An 18746-nucleotide genomic window follows, 5' to 3' on the forward strand; every position below is an offset into this window, starting at 1 on the left:
TATTCAGGAAACGCCCGATCTCACTGAAAGGTGCGCGAATGCCCCAGCACAAGCATTCCCAGCCAGCCAAGATCGACTATGCAGCATGGGCGAAGGCCGCCCGGGTCACCCCCGGCAGCAGCGTGGATCTGCGTAAGGACTTTGATCCCGGATTCAAGGACCCCGCCTTCACCAAGACCACCGGTAAGGCAGCCCTGGAGAAGGCCAAGACGCATCTGTTCGAATTACAGGACCGGCTCTACGCAGAGGCAGAATCGGCCGTTCTGATCGTGTTGCAGGCCATCGACGCCGCCGGGAAGGACTCGACGATCAAACACGTCATGTCGGGCGTGAACCCCGAGGGCGTCGATGTCTATTCGTTCAAGGCGCCCAGCGCGACCGAACGCGAACACGACTACCTGTGGCGCCACCAGTTGGTCGTACCGCCCCTGGGCCGGATCGCGGTCTTCAACCGGTCGCACTACGAGAACGTCACCGTCACGCGGGTCCACCCGGAGTTCTTGTGGCCGCGGACGGCCCACAAGCGGCCGCATCATCTGTGGCAGGAGCGGTACCGGCAGATCAACGACTGGGAGCGTTACCTCACCGAGAGCGGCACCACGGTGGTCAAACTCTTCCTCAACGTTTCCCGGGAGGAGCAGCGCCTACGTTTCCTGGAGCGGGTCGACAATCCCGCCAAGAACTGGAAAGTCTCCCCCACCGATATGGCCGAACGCGCGCACTGGCCGGATTACACCAAGGCCTTCTCAGAAATGCTCAGCCATACCTCGACGGAATGGGCGCCCTGGCACGTCATTCCCGCCGACCACAAGTGGTTCTCCCACCTGTCGACGTTCGGAGTGATCCTCACCGCGCTGGAAAAGATCGATCCGCACTATCCCAAGGTCGATGGCGATACCAAGAGCAAACTGGCCGACATCAAGGCCGAGCTGACTGCGCAGGCACCGAAGGACGACCCCGGAAAATCTTGATCCCGACAAGGAAGGCGACGGCCATGATGACGGCGGCCAACGGCGGCAGCGCGCCGTACCCGAATCGCACCGCCAGGAACGACGGGACCACGGCTCCGACGATCGCACCGGCCGCAACGGCGCTGTTGAACAGTCCCATCGCCGACCCCTGCCCGTCGAGGGTGAGTTCGGCCGCCAGCATCGTCCCGCCGACGTAGTCGAACGGGTAGCCGATGGCCACGACGATGAGGGCGCACGGACCGATCACGTGACCGCCCGGCAGGTGGAAGAGCCACGTGGCCGCCATCATCACGAACGCGGCGAGGGTGATGATCATGCCGATCGCGAGGACCCGGCCCGAACCGATCTTGGCGGCCAACGCACCGCACACCGGGTAGAGCAGCGCGCCGATCACTGATCCGACCAGGTAATAGGTCGCCGTCTTCGACGGCGGTACCTCGAAGGCGTGCTTCATGATCAGCGGCATCACGTTGAGAATGGTCTGGACGGCGATCATCGCCAGCAGCCAGGTCAGCAGGAAGATCCCGAAGGGCCCGCTCAACTCCCGCCGCAGTTCGCCCTTCTGCACGGCCGGTTCGTCGTGTCCACGGTGGTGGCGGGCCGGCACCGGCGCGGCCGGGCCGGCGGTGGCCGAGTGCACGGGGTGGGCACGACGTACCGGATCTGCGGACGTGGGGGCGTCCGGGTCGCCTGCCGCGGTCAGGTGCGGCAGGCGCAAGCGGCCCAGGAACACTCCGCATAGGATCGCTGCCGCGCCGACGAACCACCCGGTGCTGGCGTGGTGATCGGCGAAAACCGCGCCGATGGCCAGACCGGCAACCTGACCGGCACCGAACGTCAACCGGAACCAGCCGATGCGCATGTCCCACTCACTGCGCGGGTGACCTTCGACGATGAAAACGCTGCCGGTGGTCTGGGCGGCGCCCGCCGCGGCGCCGGCCACCAGTGCCGCCAGCACCCACAGGGGCACCGAGCGCGAGAGCCCGAAGGCGACTGCGGCGGCGGCCATGATCGGGAACGACCCGAGGAAGACCTGCCGCTGGGTGTTGGTGCGGTCGGCGAGGCTGCCGATGAACGGCGCGGTCAACTGCCCGATGAAGAATGCGGAGATCACGACCGCCACGGCCACCGGCCCGTGCGGCTCGACGGTGACCGGGATGAGGATGGGGACCAGGGCGTTGACCAGCAGACCGGCCAGCGCGTACGCCGAGAACCAGGGCTCCAGCCACCGTCCAGCGACCCGGTGCCAGCTATTCATACCCCCGTCATCTGCCATTGCCGAAGTGTGCCGCCTCGCGGGCGTAACCGGAAGCGGGACGCGCCCACTCGGCGTACGGGAATCCTGCTCAGGCCGAGCGGCCGGCGACCTGGTAGGGCAGTGCGCGCAGGGTCTGGACCGCTTCGCTGTCCGGCAGCGGATCCAGCAGACCGGCTGCGTCGTCGGCCAGTTGCAGGGCGTGCGCCCGGGCCCGCTCGACCGCGGGGTGGGCACGCAGCAGGGTCAGGGCTTCCTGCACCCGGTCCTCGTCCTCGATGGGACCGGAGGTCAGTTCCAGCAGGTGCGCATCCGCCGGATCAGTCGACTCGCGCAGGTAGAGCACCGGCAGCGTCAGGACGCCTTCGCGCAGGTCGGTGCCGGGCACCTTGCCCGACTGCTGGCTCTGGGAGGTGATGTCCAGAACGTCGTCGGCGAGCTGGAAGATCAGGCCGATCAACTCGCCGTACTGGATCATCACGTCGACGGTCTTGTCCGGCGCACCGCCGAACATCGCCCCGTAGCGCGCCGCGGTAGAGATCAGCGACCCGGTCTTGTCCGCCAGGACCCCGAGGTAGTGGGCCATGGCATCGGCGCCGACGGGCGCCTGGCGCTCGTCCTGGATCTGCCCCTGGCACAACCGCACGAACGTCTGCGCCTGGATCCGGACCGCTTCGGCGCCCAGCCCCGCGATGACCTCCGAGGCGCGACCGAAGAGCAGGTCACCGACGAGGATGGCCGTCGCGTTGTCGTAGGTCGCGTTGGCCGAAGGTACGCCGCGGCGCACGTCGGCCTCGTCCATCACATCGTCGTGGTAGAGCGAGGCGAGGTGGGTCAGCTCCACGCCGACCGCAGCCTCGATGACGTCGTCGTTGATCCCGTCGCCGAGTTCGCTGGCCAGCAGCGTCAGCATCGGGCGGAACCGTTTGCCCCCCGCATCGAGCAGGTGGGCGGACGCGGCCGCGATGAACGCGTCATCGTGGGACACGACCTCGTGCAACCGGGTGTCGACCCGGGCCAGCCCTGCTTGCAGATCACTCATCGGATGAAGAGCGCTGAATGGTTGGCCAGGTCGAGGATGGGTGCCGGGACGATCCCCAGCAGCAGCGTGATCAGCGTGCCGGCGGCTACCGCGATCCCGGTCAGCGGGGAGGGCATGGCCACCGTGGTGTCACCGGTCGGCTCGGAGAAGTACATCAGCACGATGACCCGCACGTAGACGAACGCGGTCACGGCCGAGGCGAGCACACCGATGACGGCCAGCCAGGCGCCACCATTGCCGACCGCGGCCGAGAACACCGCGAACTTGCTGGTGAACCCGGAGGTCAGCGGGATACCGGTGAAGGCCAGCATGAGGAAGGAGTACACCCCGGCGACCACCGGGTGTTGCTTGCCCAGACCGGCCCACTGCGACAGGTGCGTTGCCTCGGAGCCGCCGGAGCGGACCATGGCGATGATCGCGAAGGCGGCGATCGTGGTGAAGCCGTAGGCGATCAGGTAGAACAGCGTGCCGGAGACAGCCGCCTTGTCCAACGCCACGACCCCGACCAGCAGGAAGCCGGCGTGGGTGATCGAGGAGTAGGCCAACAACCGCTTCATGTCGGTCTGGGTCACCGTCAGGACAGCACCGATCACCATGGTCAGCACGGCGACGATGGCCAGGATCGGCTGCCAGTTCCACTTCAACCCATCGAAGCCGACGTAGAACACCCGCAGGACCGCACCGAAGGCCGCCACCTTGGTGCACGCGGCCATGAATCCGGTCACCGGGGTCGGGGCGCCCTGGTAGACATCGGGGGTCCAGGCGTGGAACGGCACCGCCGCGACCTTGAACAGCAGGCCGACGGCGATCAGCATCAGACCCGGCACCAGCAGGTTGTCCAGACCAGCAACGGCCGGGACTGCGTCAGCGATACCCGACAGATTCAGCGTTTTGGTGGCGCCGAAAACCAGGGCACTGCCGAACAGGAAGAACGCCGAGGAGAACGCGCCCAGCAGGAAGTACTTCAACGACGCTTCCTGCGACAGCAGCCGGCGCCGGCGAGCCAGCCCGGTCAGGATGTACAGCGGCAACGACAGGATCTCCAGCGCGATGAACATCGCGATGAGGTTGTTCGAGGCCGGGAAGAGCATCATGCCGGCGACCGCGAAGAGGGTCAGCGGGAAGATCTCCGTAGTCGTGGCACCCAGCCGCACAGCGGTGGCCTCCAGGGCCGAACCGGGCGTGGAGGCACCGGACTGGGTGAACGCGTCCGCCTGCGAGCCGCCGAACCGCTCGGCCATCGCGAGGACCGCGATGAACGCCAGCGCGAGCACCGTGCCCTGCAGCATCAGGGTCACGCCGTCGATCGCGACTGCGTCGCCCGCGGTCAACCCCTGGTGGTGGCGGGCCCACAGCACCAGCGTCAGGAAGGAGACCACGAGGGCGATGAGGGTCAGCGCCAGTTGCGCGACATACCGCACCTGGCGGGGCGCGAAGGCCTCGATCAGCACTCCGATGATGGCGGCTGCGAAGATCACCAGCATCGGCGTGATGGCCGAGTACATGAAACTGGCCTGGGTGAAGGTGTCGCTCACTTGCCGCTCCCCTCAGCGACCGGCACCGCAGGAACCGGGTCGGTCGAATGCGTGTATTCCAACGTCTGCTTGACCGCTGGGTTCAGTAGGTCCAGAGCGGGCTTGGGGTAGAACCCGAGCGCGACCATGAAGGCGATGAGTACGCCGGCCACCACCTTCTCGCGTACCGATAGGTCCGCGACGGTCCCGCCATCTGCCGTGGCCAGACCTTCCGGCTTGGGCCCGGTCATGACCCGCTTGTAGAGCCACAACACGTAGATGGCAGCCAGGATCACGCCGAGGGCAGCGATCGCACCGGCCCACTTGTAACGGCTGAACGTGCCCATCATGACCAGGAACTCGGAGATGAAGGAGTTCAACCCCGGCAGCGACAGACCAGACAGACCGGCGATCAGGAAGACTCCGGCCAGGACCGGGGTCACCCGCTGCCAACCGCCGTAGTCGGCGATGTTCTTGCTGCCGCGCCGCACGATGAGGAAACCGGCGAACAGGAAGAGTGCCGCGGTGGTGAAGCCGTGGTTGACCATGTACAGGTTCGCGCCGGCCTGGGAGGTCGAGGTGAGCGCGAAGATGCCCAGCACGATGAAACCGAAGTGGCTGACCGAGGTGTAGGCGATCAGACGCATCATGTCCGTCTGACCGATCGCTACCAATGCGCCGTAGATGATCGAGATCAACGCCAGCACGATGATCACCGGAGTCGCCCACTTGCTGGCCTCGGGGAACAGCTGCAGGCAGAACCGGATCATCCCGAAGGTGCCGACCTTGTCCAGCACGCCGACGAGCAGCACGGCCACCGCGGGGCGTGACTCCGCGGCCGCATCCGGCAGCCAGGTGTGGACCGGCCACATCGGGGCCTTGATGGCGAAGGCGATGAAGAAGCCCAGGAAGATCAGCCGTTCGGTGCTGGTCGACATGTGCAGCCCGGTCAGTTTGCTGATCAGGAAGCCGTCGTCACCGCCGGGGCCCTGCTGGTAGAGCGCGATGACGGCGACCAGCATGATCAAGCCACCGAGCAGCGAGAACAGCAGGAACTTCACCGCGGCGTACTGCCGACGGGCCCCACCGAAGGAGCCGATCAGGAAGTAGACCGGGATCAGCATCGCTTCGAAGAAGACGTAGAACAGGAAGACGTCGGTCGCGGCGAAGACACCGATCATGAACGTCTCGAGCACCAGCAGCAGAGCGAAGTAGACCTGTTGGCGCCGACCCGCCTGCGGCTCGTCGTTCCATGCCGCCAGCAGCGACACGGGGACCAGGACCAGGCTCATCAGGATCAGGGCCAGCGAGATCCCGTCCACGCCGAGTGCGTAGGAGACACCGAATTGCGGGATCCAGGTGTGGGTCTCGGTGAGCTGGAACTGCGTGGTCGAGTCCAGGTCGAAGCGGGTCGCCATCACGATGCCGAAGACCAGCGTCGCCAGGGAGAACGCCAGCGCGATGTGCCGGGCGTAGGTCGCCGAGCCCTTCGGCAGGAAAGCGACGATCAGGGCCCCGACCAGCGGGATCAGACCGAGCGTTGTCAACCACATCACTGGACCACCCACACGATGCCGAGGATTGCAACGACGCCCAGGAGCATCGTCAGCGCGTAGGAGCGCACATAACCGTTCTGGATCTTGCGCAACCGGGACGAGGAGCCACCGATCAGGGCAGCCGCGCCGCCGACGGCACCATCGACACCCTTGTTGTCGGCGTAGACCAGGGCCCGCGTGAGGTGCACACCGGGTCGGGCGAAGACCGCCTCGTTGATGTCGTCCTGGTACAGGTCCTTGCGAGCGGCCTGGGTGAGCGGTGAACCGACCGGTGGGTTGATCGGCACATCACTGGCCCAGAACTGCCGGTACGCCACGAAGATGCCGAGCAACACCAGGGCGAGCGTGAGGATCATCAGCACCCACACCGGGAGCACGGGATGGTCCTCGCCGACTTCACCGAGCACCGGCTTGAGCCAGTTCGTGATGATGCCGGTCGGCCCGAGGATCAGACCGAGGAAGGCCGAGCCGAAGGCCAGCACCATCATCGGGATGGTCATCACCAGCGGCGACTCGTGCGGGTGCACGTCGTCGGTCCAGCGGGCCTTGCCCTGGAACGTCATGAAGAACAACCGGGACATGTAGAAGGCGGTCAGCCCGGCGGCCAACATGGCCGCGCCCCCGAACACCCAGGGCCGCCAGCCGTCACCGACGAAGGCACTCTCGATGATCTTGTCCTTGGACCAGAACCCCGAGAAACCAGGGATGCCGATGATGGCCAGGTACCCCAGGCCGAAGGTGGCCCAGGTGATCTTCATGACCGTGGACAAGCCACCGAATCTGCGCATATTCACCTGGTCGTTCATCGCATGCATCACCGAGCCGGCACCGAGGAACATGCCCGCCTTGAAGAAGCCGTGCGTGAGCAGGTGGAAGATCGCGAAGGCGTACCCGATCGGGCCGAGACCCGCGGCCAGGATCATGTAACCGATCTGCGACATCGTCGACGCCGCGAGCGCCTTCTTCAGGTCGTCCTTGGCGCAACCGACGATCGCTCCGTAGACCAGCGTGATGGCTCCCACGATGCACACCGCCAGGCGGGCATCCGGGGTCGCGGTGTAGATGACGTTGCTGCGGGCGATCAGATAGACACCCGCGGTCACCATGGTCGCCGCGTGGATCAGTGCCGAGACCGGTGTCGGACCGGCCATCGCATCGCCCAACCAGGCCTGCAAGGGGAACTGCGCCGACTTACCGCAGGCGCCCAGCAGCAGGAAGAGCCCGATCGCCGTCAGCGCACCCTTGCTCGCGCCCTGCACACCGGCGTCGACACCGGCGAAGTCAATGCGTCCGAAGGTCGCGAACATCGTGAAGATACCCAGCAGCAGACCGAAGTCGCCGACGCGGTTCATGATGAACGCCTTGTTACCGGCGGTGGCGTAGGCCGGGTTCCAGTTCCAGAAGCTGATCAGCAGGAACGAGGCCAGACCGACGCCTTCCCAGCCGACGAAGAGCAGACCGTAGGAGTCGGCCAGCACCAGCGTGAGCATCGCGGCGATGAACAGGTTGAGGTAGGCGAAGAACCGCCGCTTGTCCGGGTCGTGCTCCATGTACCCCAGGGAGTACACGTGGATGAGCGAGCCGACGAAGGTGATCAGCAGCACGAACGTCAGCGACAGCGGGTCCATCAGCAGACCGGCGTCGAGTTTGAAGTCGCCGGTCTGCAACCAGGAGAACAGGTGAAGGTGCATCGACCGGTCGTCACTGGCGCGGCCGACCATCTGGATGACGATGCCGATACCCAGCAAGCACGCCAACCAGGACATCGCAACGGCGAGGTACGGCCCCACCTTGTCCAGAGCTTTCCCGCCGAGCAGGAGGATCGCCGCACCGGCCAGCGGCAGCGCGATCAGTAGCCAGCCAGCACTGGCGAGCCCTGTCGCTGCTGTCGTTTCCATGGACTGCATCAGTTCACCGATCCCTTACAACTTCAGCAGGTTCGCGTCGTCGACCGAAGCCGACCGGCGAGCCCGGTAGATGGCCATGATGATCGCGAGGCCGACGACGACCTCCGCAGCGGCGACCACCATCACGAAGAGGGCGATCACCTGACCATCGAGCGTGCCGAACATCCGCGCGAACGTGACGAAGGCGAGATTGGCCGCGTTGAGCATCAACTCGACACCCATGAAGACGATGATCGCGTTGCGGCGAAGCAGCACGACCGCGGTGCCGATGGAGAACAGGATCACCGACAGGTAGATGTACCCGATCAGGCTCACTGGCGGTCACCCACTTCCTGCGAGGTCATGTCCCCCGACTCCCCTTCCAACTCCTGGGAGTGCTCGAACTCCCGCTGGCTGTCGGCCACTTGCTTACGAGCGCGCAGCACCCGCGAGATCGACAGTTCGCTGATCGAGCCGTCGGGCAGGAGCGCCGGGGTGTCGACCGCGTTGTTCCGCGCGTACACACCGGGCACCGGCAGACCAGCGACGTGCTCGCCGGACTTGATCCGCTCGCGCGACCAATCCGCCTGGCTGGGCTTGGCGCTCAGCCGCTCGCGGTGCGCCAGGATCATCGCGCCGATCGCGGCAGTGATGAGCAGCGCAGAGGTGACCTCGAACGGCCAGACGTACGGCCCGAAGATCAGGTTCGCGATTCCGCTGACGTTGCCCGGGTCGGCGTTGACCTGCTGCAGGCCGACCGCCGTGGGGAACTTGGCGTTCGCGACCTGCGCCAGCAGCATCGCCATCAGCGCCAGGCTGAGCAGCAGGCCGGCGACCCGCTGCCCGCGGATGGTCTCGACCAAGGAGTCGGAGGAGTCGACGCCGACCAACATGATGACGAAGAGGAACAGCATCATGACGGCGCCGGAGTAGACGAAGATCTGGATGACGCCGAGGAACTCGGCCTGCTGCGCGATGTAGAAGATACCCAGGATGATCATGGTCAGCGCCATACCCATGGCGGCGTGGACCGCCTTGCGGGCAAAGAGCAACCCGAGGGCGCCGAAGACGGCTAACGGTGCACAGAACCAGAAGAGGGTGGTCTCCGCACCTCCGAGGTGGGTCATGACACGTGCTCTTCCTGCTTGGCTTCATCGCGGGCTTCCACCCAGTCGCGCTGCGCCTGCGTCGGGCCGGTGACCTTGCCCTGGTAGTAGTCGCGCTCCTCCATACCTTCGACCATCGGGTGCGGCGCGGGCAGCATCCCGGACAGCAACGGCGCGAGCAGTTGGTCCTTGGTGAAGATCAGGTCGGCGCGGTTGTTGTCCGCCAGTTCGTACTCGTTGGTCATCGTCAGGGCACGGGTCGGGCACGCCTCGATACACAAGCCGCAGAAGATGCAGCGCAGATAGTTGATCTGGTAGACGCGGCCGTACCGCTCCCCCGGCGAGAACCGCTGGCCGGTCGCGTCGTCGTTGCTGGCGCCTTCGACCAGGATCGCGTCGGCAGGGCAGGCCCAGGCACACAACTCGCACCCGACGCACTTCTCCAGACCGTCGGGGTGGCGGTTGAGCTGGTGGCGGCCGTGGAAGCGCAGTTGGGTGGGGCGCTTCTCTTCGGGATATTCCTCGGTGGGCACCTTGCGGAACATGGTCGAGAAGGTGACCCCGAATCCGGCGACCGGTGCGAAGAGTTCCGCGAGGAAGCTCTTCTTCTCCTGGTCGCCGGGCCCGTTGGTGGGCACTGGGTTGTCAGTCACGGGATTCCTCCGCAGTGGTCGGACCCGTCGTGATCGGGTCGTCGGTGGCAATGTGCGTCGGGCTTGCTGCGGCCAGCGCGGGGACCGGTTCGCGCAACCGCTGGCCGGGCAGCGGCGGCACCGGGTGGCCGCCCGCAAACGGATCGACTTCGGCTGGCGGGGCCTTGTCCACGGCGGCCTTGCGGGCCTGTCTGCTGTCGAAGAGCCACGCGGCCAGCAGCACCAGCAGCGCGATTACTCCGACGACGAACATCGTGGCCTGTGGGAAGGTTCTGCCGAAGAGACTGACCTGCCGATCGCCCAGGAAACCGAGTTGGGCGGCGCGGATGAAGGCGATGGCCACCACCCAGATCAGGGTGGTGGGGATCAACACCTTCCAACCCAACCGCATGAACTGGTCGTAGCGCACGCGTGGCAGCGAACCGCGCAGCCAGACGAAGAAGAACATGAACAGCCACAGCTTGATGCCGAACCAGAGCAGACCCCACCAACCGCCGTTGAACATGCCGTTGTTGATGGCACTGATCCCGGGGGGCGCCTGCCAGCCGCCGAAGAACATCGTCGTGGCCAGACCGGCGACGGTGAACATGTTGACGTATTCGCCCAGGTAGAACATCGCGAACTTCATCGAGGAGTACTCGGTGTGGAAACCACCGGTCAACTCCCCCTCGCCCTCGGCGAGGTCGAACGGCAACCGGTTGGTCTCACCGACCATCGTGATGACGTAGACGATGAGGGAGAAGAACGCCGGGATCGCGAACCACAGGCTGCTCTGCGCGGCGACGATCTGCGAGGTCGACATGGACTTGGCGTACATGAAGACCACGACCAACGACAGGCCCATGGCGATCTCGTAGGAGATGACCTGGGCGCTGGAGCGCAGACCACCCAGCAGCGGGTACGTCGATCCGGAGGCCCAGCCGGCCAGCACGATGCCGTAGGTGCCGACTCCCGCGACTGCCAGCACCAGGAGTACGGCGATCGGGGTATCGGTCAGCTGCAGCGGCGTGTGGTGGCCGAACATCCAGACGCTGTTGCTGATCGGGATGATCGCGAAGGACACGAAGGCCATCGCACCGGCCAGGGTCGGCGCCAGGATGAACATGAACTTGTCGGCCTTGGCGGGGACCACGTCCTCTTTGAAGGCCAGCTTCACGCCGTCCGCGGCGGACTGGAAGATGCCCCAGGGTCCGAACCGGTTGGGACCCGGTCGCTGCTGCATCCGGCCGATGACTCGCCGCTCGAACCAGATCACGATCAGCGTCGACAACAGCAGGAGCACGAAGAGGAAGACGGCCTTGACCAGGGACAGCCACCACGGCGTGTCGCTGAAGTCGGCGACCGGGTTGTCCGTGGTCGCGGCGAGCGTGACCAGGCTGCTCATCGCACCGCCTCCTTCGTCCCGGCGCGCAGCGCCACGATTGCGCCGGCATCGGCCGCGAGGTCTGCGCGCACCGCACACCCCTGCGACTTCGTCGGCAACCAGACCACATGATCGGGCATATCGGTGATGGCCACCGGCAGAGTCACCGATCCGGCCTTGGCCTGGACCGTCAGCAGCTCCCCTTCGGCGACGCCGACACCTGCAGCCGTCGCGGCGGAGATCCGTGCAACGCTCGGGTGGGCGGTCCCGGCCAGGAACGGCTCACCCTCCTGCAGAGAGCCCTTGTCCAACAACAGGTTCCAGGTCGCAAGGACCGCTTCACCGGCCAATGGCCGCGGCACCGAACCCCCGGTCGCGCGCGGGCGGCTGGCCCGCTCACCGGTCCAGGGCCCGATCTCCGCCAACTCGCTCTGGATGGCGGCCACGGTGCGGGTGCCCAGGAACTCGCCCATCTCACCGGCCAGCAGATCCAGGACCCGGTAGTCCGACATCCCCTGGGTCTCGATGGCCCGCTCGAACGGACGCACCCGGCCCTCCCAGTTGACGAAAGACCCGTCCTTCTCCTGGTGCGCGGCGACGGGCAGGATCACGTCTGCGACCTCGCTGACCGTGCTGGTCCGCAGTTCCAGGGACACCACGAACGCATTGCTCAGGGCCGATCGCGCCGCAGCAGGGTCCGGCAGGTCGTCCAGGTCGACACCGCCGATCACCACTGCACCGAGCTCGCCGGCGGCAGCCGCCCGCAGGATCCCGGCAGTGTCACGACCCGGCGCATCGGGCAGATCCGTTGCCCCCCAGGCAGTTTCGATGGATGCCCGCGCGTCAGCACTCGCGACGGGCCGGCCACCCGGCAACAGGTTGGGCAGCGCGCCGGTCTCCAGAGCACCTCGCTCACCGGCCCGGCGCGGCAGCCAGGCCAGGCGGGCACCGGTGGCCTGCGACAGGGACAGCGCGGCCGACAATGCACCTGGCACGCTGGCCAGTCGGGCACCGGCCAGGACGATGGACTCCCGACCCAGGGCATCGGCGTACTCACTGAGGCTGCCCTTGGCCAGGGCGTCGAGAACCTCAGCCTCGGTGCCCGGGGCGGCCTGGATCAGCTCGCCGCCGGCTTTGCGCAGACCATTGGTCTCGAACGGCGCGATCGAGATGACCTTGAGTTGCTTCTTGCGCCACGCCTTGCGCAGCCGCAGGAAGACCATCGCAGCTTCTTCCTCGGGCTCCAGCCCGACGAGAAGCACGGTGTCCGCCTGCTCCAGGGCGTCGTACGTCACGGCATCCGGGGCGTCCACACCGGTCGCGACCACGTGGTGGGCCAGGAAGTCAGCCTCCTCGGCCGAGTGCGGCCGCGCACGGAAGTCGATGTCGTTGGTGCCCAGCACCAGACGCGCGAACTTGCTGTAGGCGTAGGCGTCTTCGACGCTCATCCGGCCACCGGTCAGGACCCCGGCGGTGCCGGCGGCCTTCAGACCACGGGCGGCGAACTCCAACGCCTCGGGCCACCCGGCGACGCGTAGCTCACCGTTCTCGCGGATCAGCGGGTAGTTCAACCGCTCGCTGGTGGCGTAGGTGAACGCCCAGCGGCCCTTGTCGCAGTTCCACTCCTCGTTGACCTGCGGGTCGTTCAGCGCCATCCGGCGCAGCACGACACCACGGCGGTGGTCCACGCGCAGCGAGCACCCACCGGCGCAGTGCTCACAGACACTCGGGGTGGACACCAGGTCGAACGGGCGGGAGCGGAAGCGGTAGGCCGCACCCGTCAGCGCACCGACCGGGCAGATCTGCACCGTGTTACCGGAGAAGTAGCTCTTGAAGGGCTTCTCCTCGTAGATACCGACCTGCTGCAGCGCGCCACGCTCGATCAACGAGATGAACGGGTCACCGGCGATCTGGTCGGAGAACCGGGTGCAGCGGGCGCACAGCACGCAGCGCTCGCGGTCCAGCAGCACCTCGGAGGAGATGTTGATCGGCTTGGGATAGGTCCGCTTGATGTCCTCGAACCGGCTCTTGGGCCGCCCGTTGCTCATCGCCTGGTTCTGCAGCGGGCACTCCCCGCCCTTGTCGCAGACCGGGCAGTCCAGCGGGTGGTTGATCAGCAACAACTCCATGACCCCGTGCTGCGCCTTCTCGGCGACCTCGGAGGTGTGCTGGGTCTTGACCTGCATCCCCTCGGTGGCCTCGATGGTGCACGACGCCTGCGGTTTGGGCATCGCACGCATCGAACCGTCGGGACCGGGGGTCGCGATGTCGACCAGACACTGGCGGCAGGCGCCAACCGGGTCCAACAACGGGTGGTCGCAGAAGCGCGGCACCTCGATGCCGGCCTTCTCGGCAGCGCGGATGACCAGGGTGCCCTTGGGCACGCTGACCGGCAGGCCGTCGATGGTCAGGGTGATCGCATCGGGCGCGATCGGCGGAGCGGCATTGCCGCCCTTGTCGACCGCGTTGCCGCCCGCGGCCGGTGAGGTCACAGTCGTCATGCGGGGATCGTCTCCTTCGCCGTGACGGGGAACAGAACGGAGCGTTCGGGCGGGAAGGCCTCCCACCACGGGGTGTGCATACCAGCCTCGAACTCCTCGCGGAAGTACTTCACCGCGGAGGTGACCGGGCTGGTGGCGCCATCACCCAGGGCGCAGAAGCTGCGGCCGAGGATGTTGTCACAGATGTCGACCAGTTTGTCGATGTCGTCCTGGGTGCCCTGGCCGTATTCAAGGCGGGCCATGATCTGCTTCAGCCAGAAGGTGCCCTCACGGCAGGGGGTGCACTTGCCGCACGACTCGTGCGCGTAGAAGTCGATCCAGCGGCTGACCGCGCGGACCACCGACACCGTCTCGTCGAAGATCTGCAGTGCCCGGGTGCCCAGCATCGAACCAGCCGCGGCGACCGACTCGAAATCCAGTGGTACGTCGAGGTGTTCGGCCGTGAAGATCGGCGTCGACGAGCCTCCCGGAGTCCAGAACTTCAACTCGTGGCCCTCGCGGATGCCGCCGGACATATCCAGCAACTCGCGCAACGTGATGCCCAGCGGGGCTTCGTACTGACCCGGGGTCGTCACGTGTCCGGACAGGCTGAAGATGCCGAAGCCCTTCGACTTCTCGGTGCCCATCCCGGCGAACCAGTCCGCGCCGTGCAGCACGATCGGGGGGACCGAGGAGATCGACTCGACGTTGTTGACCACGGTCGGCCGGGCGTACAGGCCCGCGACCGCCGGGAACGGCGGCTTCAACCGGGGCTGCCCGCGGCGGCCCTCGAGGGAGTCCAGCAGCGCGGTCTCCTCGCCGCAGATGTAGGCGCCCGCTCCGGCGTGCACGGTCACGTCGAGGTCGAAACCCGTGCCGTGGATGTTCTTGCCCAGATGCCCTGCGGCGTAAGCCTCTTCGACGGCATGCAGCAACCGACGGTAGACGTGCACCACCTCACCACGCAGATAGATGAAGGCGTGGTTGCAGCCGATCGCGAAGGAGGTGATGGCGACACCCTCGATCAGGAAGTGCGGCGCCGCCATGAGCAGCGGGATGTCCTTGCAGGTGCCCGGCTCGGACTCGTCGGCGTTGACCACGAGGTAGCGCGGTCCACCGTCCGGCTTAGGCAGGAAGGACCACTTCAGACCGGTCGGGAAGCCCGCGCCGCCACGGCCGCGCAGCCCGGAGTCCTTAGTCGCGGCGACCAGGTCTTCCTGGCTCATCCCGAGCGCCTTGTCGAGGCCCTGGTAGCCCTCGTGCTTGAGGTAGGTGTCCAACGTCCAGGACTGCGGGTCGTCCCAGAACTTCGTAAGGATCGGGGTCAGCGGAGTGCTCATGACCTACTCCTCGTCCTTGGTCTGCTGCGCCTCGCCACCGCTACTCTGCGGCAACGTATCCGGATCGTTGGCGGGGGTGTCCTGCGAGCTGTGCCGCCCCGGCTGCATCCCGCTGGTGTCGGCCGCTTCATCGGAGGTGTCGGCGGAACCCTGGGTCGCCCCGGTGTTCTGACCGGACTCACGCTCGTCGGCCCGTACCAGTTCGAGACCGGCGAGCGACGCAGCGCCAGCGCCGACGCCCTGGTCGGCCAGGCCGTCGTTGAAACCGGCGAGCACCCGCGACACCTGCTTGAAGGTGCAGATGGCGTTCGGGCCACGGCTGGGGCGCACCGGTTTGCCGGCCCGCAGGTCCTCGACGAAGTCGATCGTCGACTCCGGCGTCTGGTTGTCCATGAACTCCCAGTTGGCCATGACAACGGGGGCGTAGTCGCACGCCGCGTTGCACTCGACGCGCTCGAGGGTGATCTTGCCGTCCTCGGTGGTCTCGTCGCTGCCGATCCCCAGGTGCTCCGAGAGACGCTCGAAGATCAGGTCGCCGCCCATGACCGCACACAATGTGTTGGTGCAGACACCGACGGTGTACTCACCGTTGGGGTGGCGCTTGTACTGCGTGTAGAAGGTCGCGACCCCCGTCACCTCTGCGTCGGTCAGCTCCAGCTGCTCGGCGCAGAAGGTGACGCCGCGGCCGGTCACGTAGCCATCGACGCTCTGCACCAGGTGCAGCAGCGGCAACAGCGCGGACCGTTTGTGCGGATAGCGGGCGATGATCTGCGCGGCGTCGGCGCGCAACGCGGTCAGCTGCTCCTCGTCGTACCCGCTCTCGCTCGGCTGGATCGGGGTCAGGCGGTGGAACGGCTCCGCAATGCCCTCGATCTCATAGGCCTCGCGGATCTCGGCGTCATCAACACTCATCGGTCCACCCCTCCCATGACCGGGTCGATCGACGCCACCGCGACGATCACGTCACCGATCTGGCCGCCTTCGGCAAGGGCGGCCACGGCCTGCAGGTTGTTGAAGGACGGCTCCCGGAAGTGCACCCGGTAGGGCCGCGTCGAGCCGTCGGACACTGCGTGGCAACCGAGTTCGCCCTTGGCGCCCTCGACCGGGGCGTACGCCTGGCCCGGCGGAACCCGGAAGCCCTCGGTCACCAGCTTGAAGTGGTGGATCAGCGACTCCATCGACTCGCCCATGATCTCGCGGATGTGGTCCAGGCTGTTGCCCTGACCGTCGCTGCCGACCGCCAACTGCGCCGGCCACGCGATCTTCTTGTCCGCGACCATGACCGGACCGGCCGGCCCGTCCAGGCGCTGCACGCACTGCTCGACGATCTTCATCGACTCGTGGATCTCGTTGATCCGCACCCGCAGACGGCCGTAGGCATCGCTGGTGTTCCAGGTCGAGACATCGAAATCGTAGGTCTCGTAACCGCAGTAGGGATTCGACTTGCGCAAGTCGTGCGGCAGGCCGGTCGCCCGCAGCATCGGGCCAGTGATACCCAACGCCATGCACGCGGTCAGGTCCAGATAGCCGACGTTGACCATCCGGCCCTTGAGGATCGGGTTCTCCAGCAGCAGCGCCTCGAGCTCGCCGACGCCCTTCTTGATGTCCCGCAGGGCCTCGCGGACCTTGTCCAGGCAGCCGGGCGGGATGTCCTGGGCGACACCGCCGGGGCGGATGTAGTTGTTGTTCATCCGCAGACCGGTGACCATCTCGAAGATCGACAGGATCCGCTCGCGCTCGCGGAACCCGATGGTCATGACCGTGGTCGCGCCCAACTCCATGCCGCCGGTTGCCAGGGCGACCAGGTGCGAACCCATCCGGTTCAGCTCCATCATCATCACCCGGATGGTGCTGGCGCGCTCGGGGATCTGGTCGGTGATGCCGAGCAGCTTCTCGACCGCCAGGCAGTACGCCGTTTCGTTCAGGATCGGCGTCAGGTAGTCCATCCGGGTGCAGAACGTGACGCCCTGCACCCAGGTGCGGAACTCCATGTTCTTCTCGATACCGGTGTGCAAGTAGCCGATTCCGGCGCGGGCCTCGGTGACCGTCTCACCGTCGAGTTCGAGCACCAGTCGCAGCACGCCGTGCGTGGAGGGGTGCTGCGGACCCATGTTGACGACGATGCGCTCTTCGGAAAGAGCCGTGGCCTCATCGACGACGCTGTCCCAGTCACCGCCGTAGGAATTGACGACCGGGGTGCCTTCCTCGACATCGTCCGGGGTCGACGCGCCGTACGCGTCCGAAGTTGTGGTCACCGGTAGGACCTCCGATCGTCGGGCGGCGGAACCGTCGCACCCTTGTATTCCACCGGGATTCCGCCCAGCGGGTAGTCCTTGCGTTGCGGGTGGCCCGGCCAGTCGTCGGGCATCAGGATGCGGGTCAGCGCGGGGTGACCGTCGAAGATGATCCCGAACATGTCCCAGGTCTCGCGCTCGTGCCAGTTGGCGCTCGGGTAGACCGGCTCGATGCTCGGCAGGTGCCGGTCGTCATCGGCCGTCGTGAGTTCGATCCGGACGCGCCGCGACCCGTTGGTGATCGACAGGAACTCGTAGACCGCGTGCAGTTCGGCGCCGGTCTCCTGCGGGTAGTGCACTCCCGAGACCGACATGCACATCTCGAAGCGCAGCGCCGGGTCGTCGCGCAGCGCGGTGACGACGGACAGCATGTGGGCCGGGTCGACGAACAAGGTGAGTTCGTCACGGTCGACGACCACTCGGCGTACGGCGTCGTCGAAACTGACCTCCCCGGCGGCGCCGAGGGCGCGACCCAGGTGGTCGACGATCTCATCGAAGTACGAGCCGTAGGGCGGGGTCGCAGCTCCCGGGAAGAAGATCGGCCGGTCCAGGCCGCCGTACCCGGTGGTGTCCCCACCGAGCGAGGAGCCGAACATGCCTGTGCGGTGGGCGATCTGGACGGGACCGTCCTGCTCGCGGTGCTCTTCCACCTCGTGCTCGGTCACGCCGCTGAGCGCGGCGTTCTCCCCCTGAGCGTCACTCGTCATGCGAGCAACCCCTTCATCGCGTGCGTCGGAGTCGCCGCCAGCGCCGCCGCCTCAGCAGCCTTGGCCGCCTCCTGGCGGTTGACGCCCATCTTGGTGTTGCGGATCTGCTTGTGCAGCTCCAGGATCGCGTGCTCGAGCATCTGCGGTCGGGGCGGACAACCCGGTAGATAGATGTCGACCGGGATGATGTGGTCGACGCCCTGGACGATCGCGTAGTTGTTGAACATGCCGCCGGAGCTGGCGCACACACCCATCGAGATGACCCACTTGGGCTCGGGCATCTGGTCGTAGACCTGACGCACGACCGGTGCCATCTTCTGGCTCACCCGGCCGGCGACGATCATCAGGTCCGCCTGGCGCGGGGTGGCGCTGAAGCGCTCCATCCCGAACCGGGCGATGTCGTAGTCGGGAGTACCGACGGCCATCATCTCGATGGCGCAGCAGGCCAGTCCGAACGTGGCCGGCCACACCGAGAACTGGCGCATGTAGCCCGCGAGCACCTCTACGGAGGTGAGCATGAAGCCGGCAGGCAGCTTCTCCTCGATCCCCATCAGCGGGCTCCCTTCTGATTGTGGATTG

General features: G+C 66.5%; 16 protein-coding genes. 1 reads left to right on the top strand and 15 read right to left on the bottom strand.

Going from position 1 to position 18746, the window contains the following annotated elements; all coding sequences use genetic code 11:
* Positions 1–38 precede the first annotated feature (38 nt).
* Positions 39–971 carry a PPK2 family polyphosphate kinase gene (locus AZH51_RS02475; RefSeq protein WP_291520945.1) on the top strand — a complete coding sequence of 311 codons (933 nt, stop codon included), beginning with the start codon at positions 39–41 and terminating at the stop codon, positions 969–971.
* Here AZH51_RS02475 and AZH51_RS02480 read toward each other — a convergent pair.
* The 15 genes from AZH51_RS02480 to AZH51_RS02550 form a co-directional block, all read right to left on the bottom strand.
* Positions 919–2229 carry an MFS transporter gene (locus tag AZH51_RS02480; RefSeq protein WP_291520947.1) on the bottom strand — a complete coding sequence of 437 codons (1311 nt, stop codon included), beginning with the start codon at positions 2227–2229 and terminating at the stop codon, positions 919–921. The two genes, AZH51_RS02475 and AZH51_RS02480, sit on opposite strands and share 53 nt — an antisense overlap.
* Positions 2230–2317: 88 nt before the next feature.
* Positions 2318–3268 (bottom strand): polyprenyl synthetase family protein, encoded by a 951-nt coding sequence (locus AZH51_RS02485; RefSeq protein WP_291520949.1) that lies wholly within the window; start codon positions 3266–3268, stop codon positions 2318–2320.
* Positions 3265–4803 (bottom strand): NADH-quinone oxidoreductase subunit NuoN, encoded by a 1539-nt coding sequence (nuoN, locus tag AZH51_RS02490; RefSeq protein ID WP_291520951.1) that lies wholly within the window; start codon positions 4801–4803, stop codon positions 3265–3267. The genes AZH51_RS02485 and nuoN overlap by 4 nt, the downstream gene beginning before the upstream one ends.
* Positions 4800–6335 (bottom strand): NADH-quinone oxidoreductase subunit M, encoded by a 1536-nt coding sequence (locus tag AZH51_RS02495; RefSeq protein ID WP_291521323.1) that lies wholly within the window; start codon positions 6333–6335, stop codon positions 4800–4802. Before AZH51_RS02495 ends, nuoN begins: the two co-directional genes overlap by 4 nt.
* Entirely contained in the window at positions 6335–8245 is a 1911-nt protein-coding gene (nuoL, locus tag AZH51_RS02500) for an NADH-quinone oxidoreductase subunit L (protein ID WP_291520953.1), read from the bottom strand. The genes AZH51_RS02495 and nuoL overlap by 1 nt, the downstream gene beginning before the upstream one ends.
* A gap of 15 nt (positions 8246–8260) precedes the next feature.
* Entirely contained in the window at positions 8261–8560 is a 300-nt protein-coding gene (nuoK, locus tag AZH51_RS02505) for an NADH-quinone oxidoreductase subunit NuoK (RefSeq protein ID WP_291520955.1), read from the bottom strand.
* Entirely contained in the window at positions 8557–9351 is a 795-nt protein-coding gene (locus AZH51_RS02510; protein WP_291520957.1) for an NADH-quinone oxidoreductase subunit J, read from the bottom strand. The genes nuoK and AZH51_RS02510 overlap by 4 nt, the downstream gene beginning before the upstream one ends.
* On the bottom strand, positions 9348–9968 hold the full coding sequence (gene nuoI / locus AZH51_RS02515; RefSeq protein ID WP_291521325.1) for an NADH-quinone oxidoreductase subunit NuoI: 621 nt from the start codon (positions 9966–9968) through the stop codon (positions 9348–9350). Before nuoI ends, AZH51_RS02510 begins: the two co-directional genes overlap by 4 nt.
* A 7-nt stretch (positions 9969–9975) precedes the next feature.
* Positions 9976–11367 carry an NADH-quinone oxidoreductase subunit NuoH gene (gene nuoH, locus AZH51_RS02520; protein WP_291520959.1) on the bottom strand — a complete coding sequence of 464 codons (1392 nt, stop codon included), beginning with the start codon at positions 11365–11367 and terminating at the stop codon, positions 9976–9978.
* The gene (locus tag AZH51_RS02525; RefSeq protein WP_291520961.1) at positions 11364–13847 is read right to left on the bottom strand and encodes an NADH-quinone oxidoreductase subunit G; all 2484 of its coding nucleotides are present in this window, start codon (positions 13845–13847) and stop codon (positions 11364–11366) included. The genes nuoH and AZH51_RS02525 overlap by 4 nt, the downstream gene beginning before the upstream one ends.
* A complete protein-coding gene (gene nuoF / locus AZH51_RS02530) occupies positions 13844–15166 on the bottom strand; it encodes an NADH-quinone oxidoreductase subunit NuoF (protein ID WP_291520963.1) in 1323 nt (440 codons plus the stop codon). Before nuoF ends, AZH51_RS02525 begins: the two co-directional genes overlap by 4 nt.
* Positions 15167–15169: 3 nt before the next feature.
* Positions 15170–16078 carry an NADH-quinone oxidoreductase subunit NuoE gene (nuoE, locus tag AZH51_RS02535; protein WP_291520965.1) on the bottom strand — a complete coding sequence of 303 codons (909 nt, stop codon included), beginning with the start codon at positions 16076–16078 and terminating at the stop codon, positions 15170–15172.
* Entirely contained in the window at positions 16075–17421 is a 1347-nt protein-coding gene (locus AZH51_RS02540) for an NADH-quinone oxidoreductase subunit D (protein ID WP_291520967.1), read from the bottom strand. The genes nuoE and AZH51_RS02540 overlap by 4 nt, the downstream gene beginning before the upstream one ends.
* The gene (locus tag AZH51_RS02545; RefSeq protein WP_291520968.1) at positions 17418–18167 is read right to left on the bottom strand and encodes an NADH-quinone oxidoreductase subunit C; all 750 of its coding nucleotides are present in this window, start codon (positions 18165–18167) and stop codon (positions 17418–17420) included. Before AZH51_RS02545 ends, AZH51_RS02540 begins: the two co-directional genes overlap by 4 nt.
* Entirely contained in the window at positions 18164–18718 is a 555-nt protein-coding gene (locus tag AZH51_RS02550; protein WP_291520970.1) for an NADH-quinone oxidoreductase subunit B family protein, read from the bottom strand. Before AZH51_RS02550 ends, AZH51_RS02545 begins: the two co-directional genes overlap by 4 nt.
* Positions 18719–18746: the final 28 nt, after the last annotated feature.

It is taken from the genome of Branchiibius sp. NY16-3462-2, assembly GCF_001594145.1.
GTDB lineage: Bacteria > Actinomycetota > Actinomycetes > Actinomycetales > Dermatophilaceae > Branchiibius.

Excerpts from the sequence above, each read along its gene's own strand:
- nuoE (WP_291520965.1), bottom strand. The coding sequence starts at position 16,078 with ATGAGTGTTGATGACGCCGAGATCCGCGAGGCCTATGAGATCGAGGGC.
- AZH51_RS02510 (WP_291520957.1), bottom strand. The coding sequence starts at position 9,351 with ATGACCCACCTCGGAGGTGCGGAGACCACCCTCTTCTGGTTCTGTGCA.
- AZH51_RS02475 (WP_291520945.1), top strand. The coding sequence starts at position 39 with ATGCCCCAGCACAAGCATTCCCAGCCAGCCAAGATCGACTATGCAGCA.
- AZH51_RS02480 (WP_291520947.1), bottom strand. The coding sequence starts at position 2,229 with ATGAATAGCTGGCACCGGGTCGCTGGACGGTGGCTGGAGCCCTGGTTC.
- AZH51_RS02550 (WP_291520970.1), bottom strand. The coding sequence starts at position 18,718 with ATGGGGATCGAGGAGAAGCTGCCTGCCGGCTTCATGCTCACCTCCGTA.
- nuoH (WP_291520959.1), bottom strand. The coding sequence starts at position 11,367 with ATGAGCAGCCTGGTCACGCTCGCCGCGACCACGGACAACCCGGTCGCC.
- AZH51_RS02545 (WP_291520968.1), bottom strand. The coding sequence starts at position 18,167 with ATGACGAGTGACGCTCAGGGGGAGAACGCCGCGCTCAGCGGCGTGACC.
- nuoL (WP_291520953.1), bottom strand. The coding sequence starts at position 8,245 with ATGCAGTCCATGGAAACGACAGCAGCGACAGGGCTCGCCAGTGCTGGC.
- nuoF (WP_291520963.1), bottom strand. The coding sequence starts at position 15,166 with ATGAGCACTCCGCTGACCCCGATCCTTACGAAGTTCTGGGACGACCCG.
- AZH51_RS02495 (WP_291521323.1), bottom strand. The coding sequence starts at position 6,335 with ATGTGGTTGACAACGCTCGGTCTGATCCCGCTGGTCGGGGCCCTGATC.
- AZH51_RS02485 (WP_291520949.1), bottom strand. The coding sequence starts at position 3,268 with ATGAGTGATCTGCAAGCAGGGCTGGCCCGGGTCGACACCCGGTTGCAC.
- AZH51_RS02525 (WP_291520961.1), bottom strand. The coding sequence starts at position 13,847 with ATGACGACTGTGACCTCACCGGCCGCGGGCGGCAACGCGGTCGACAAG.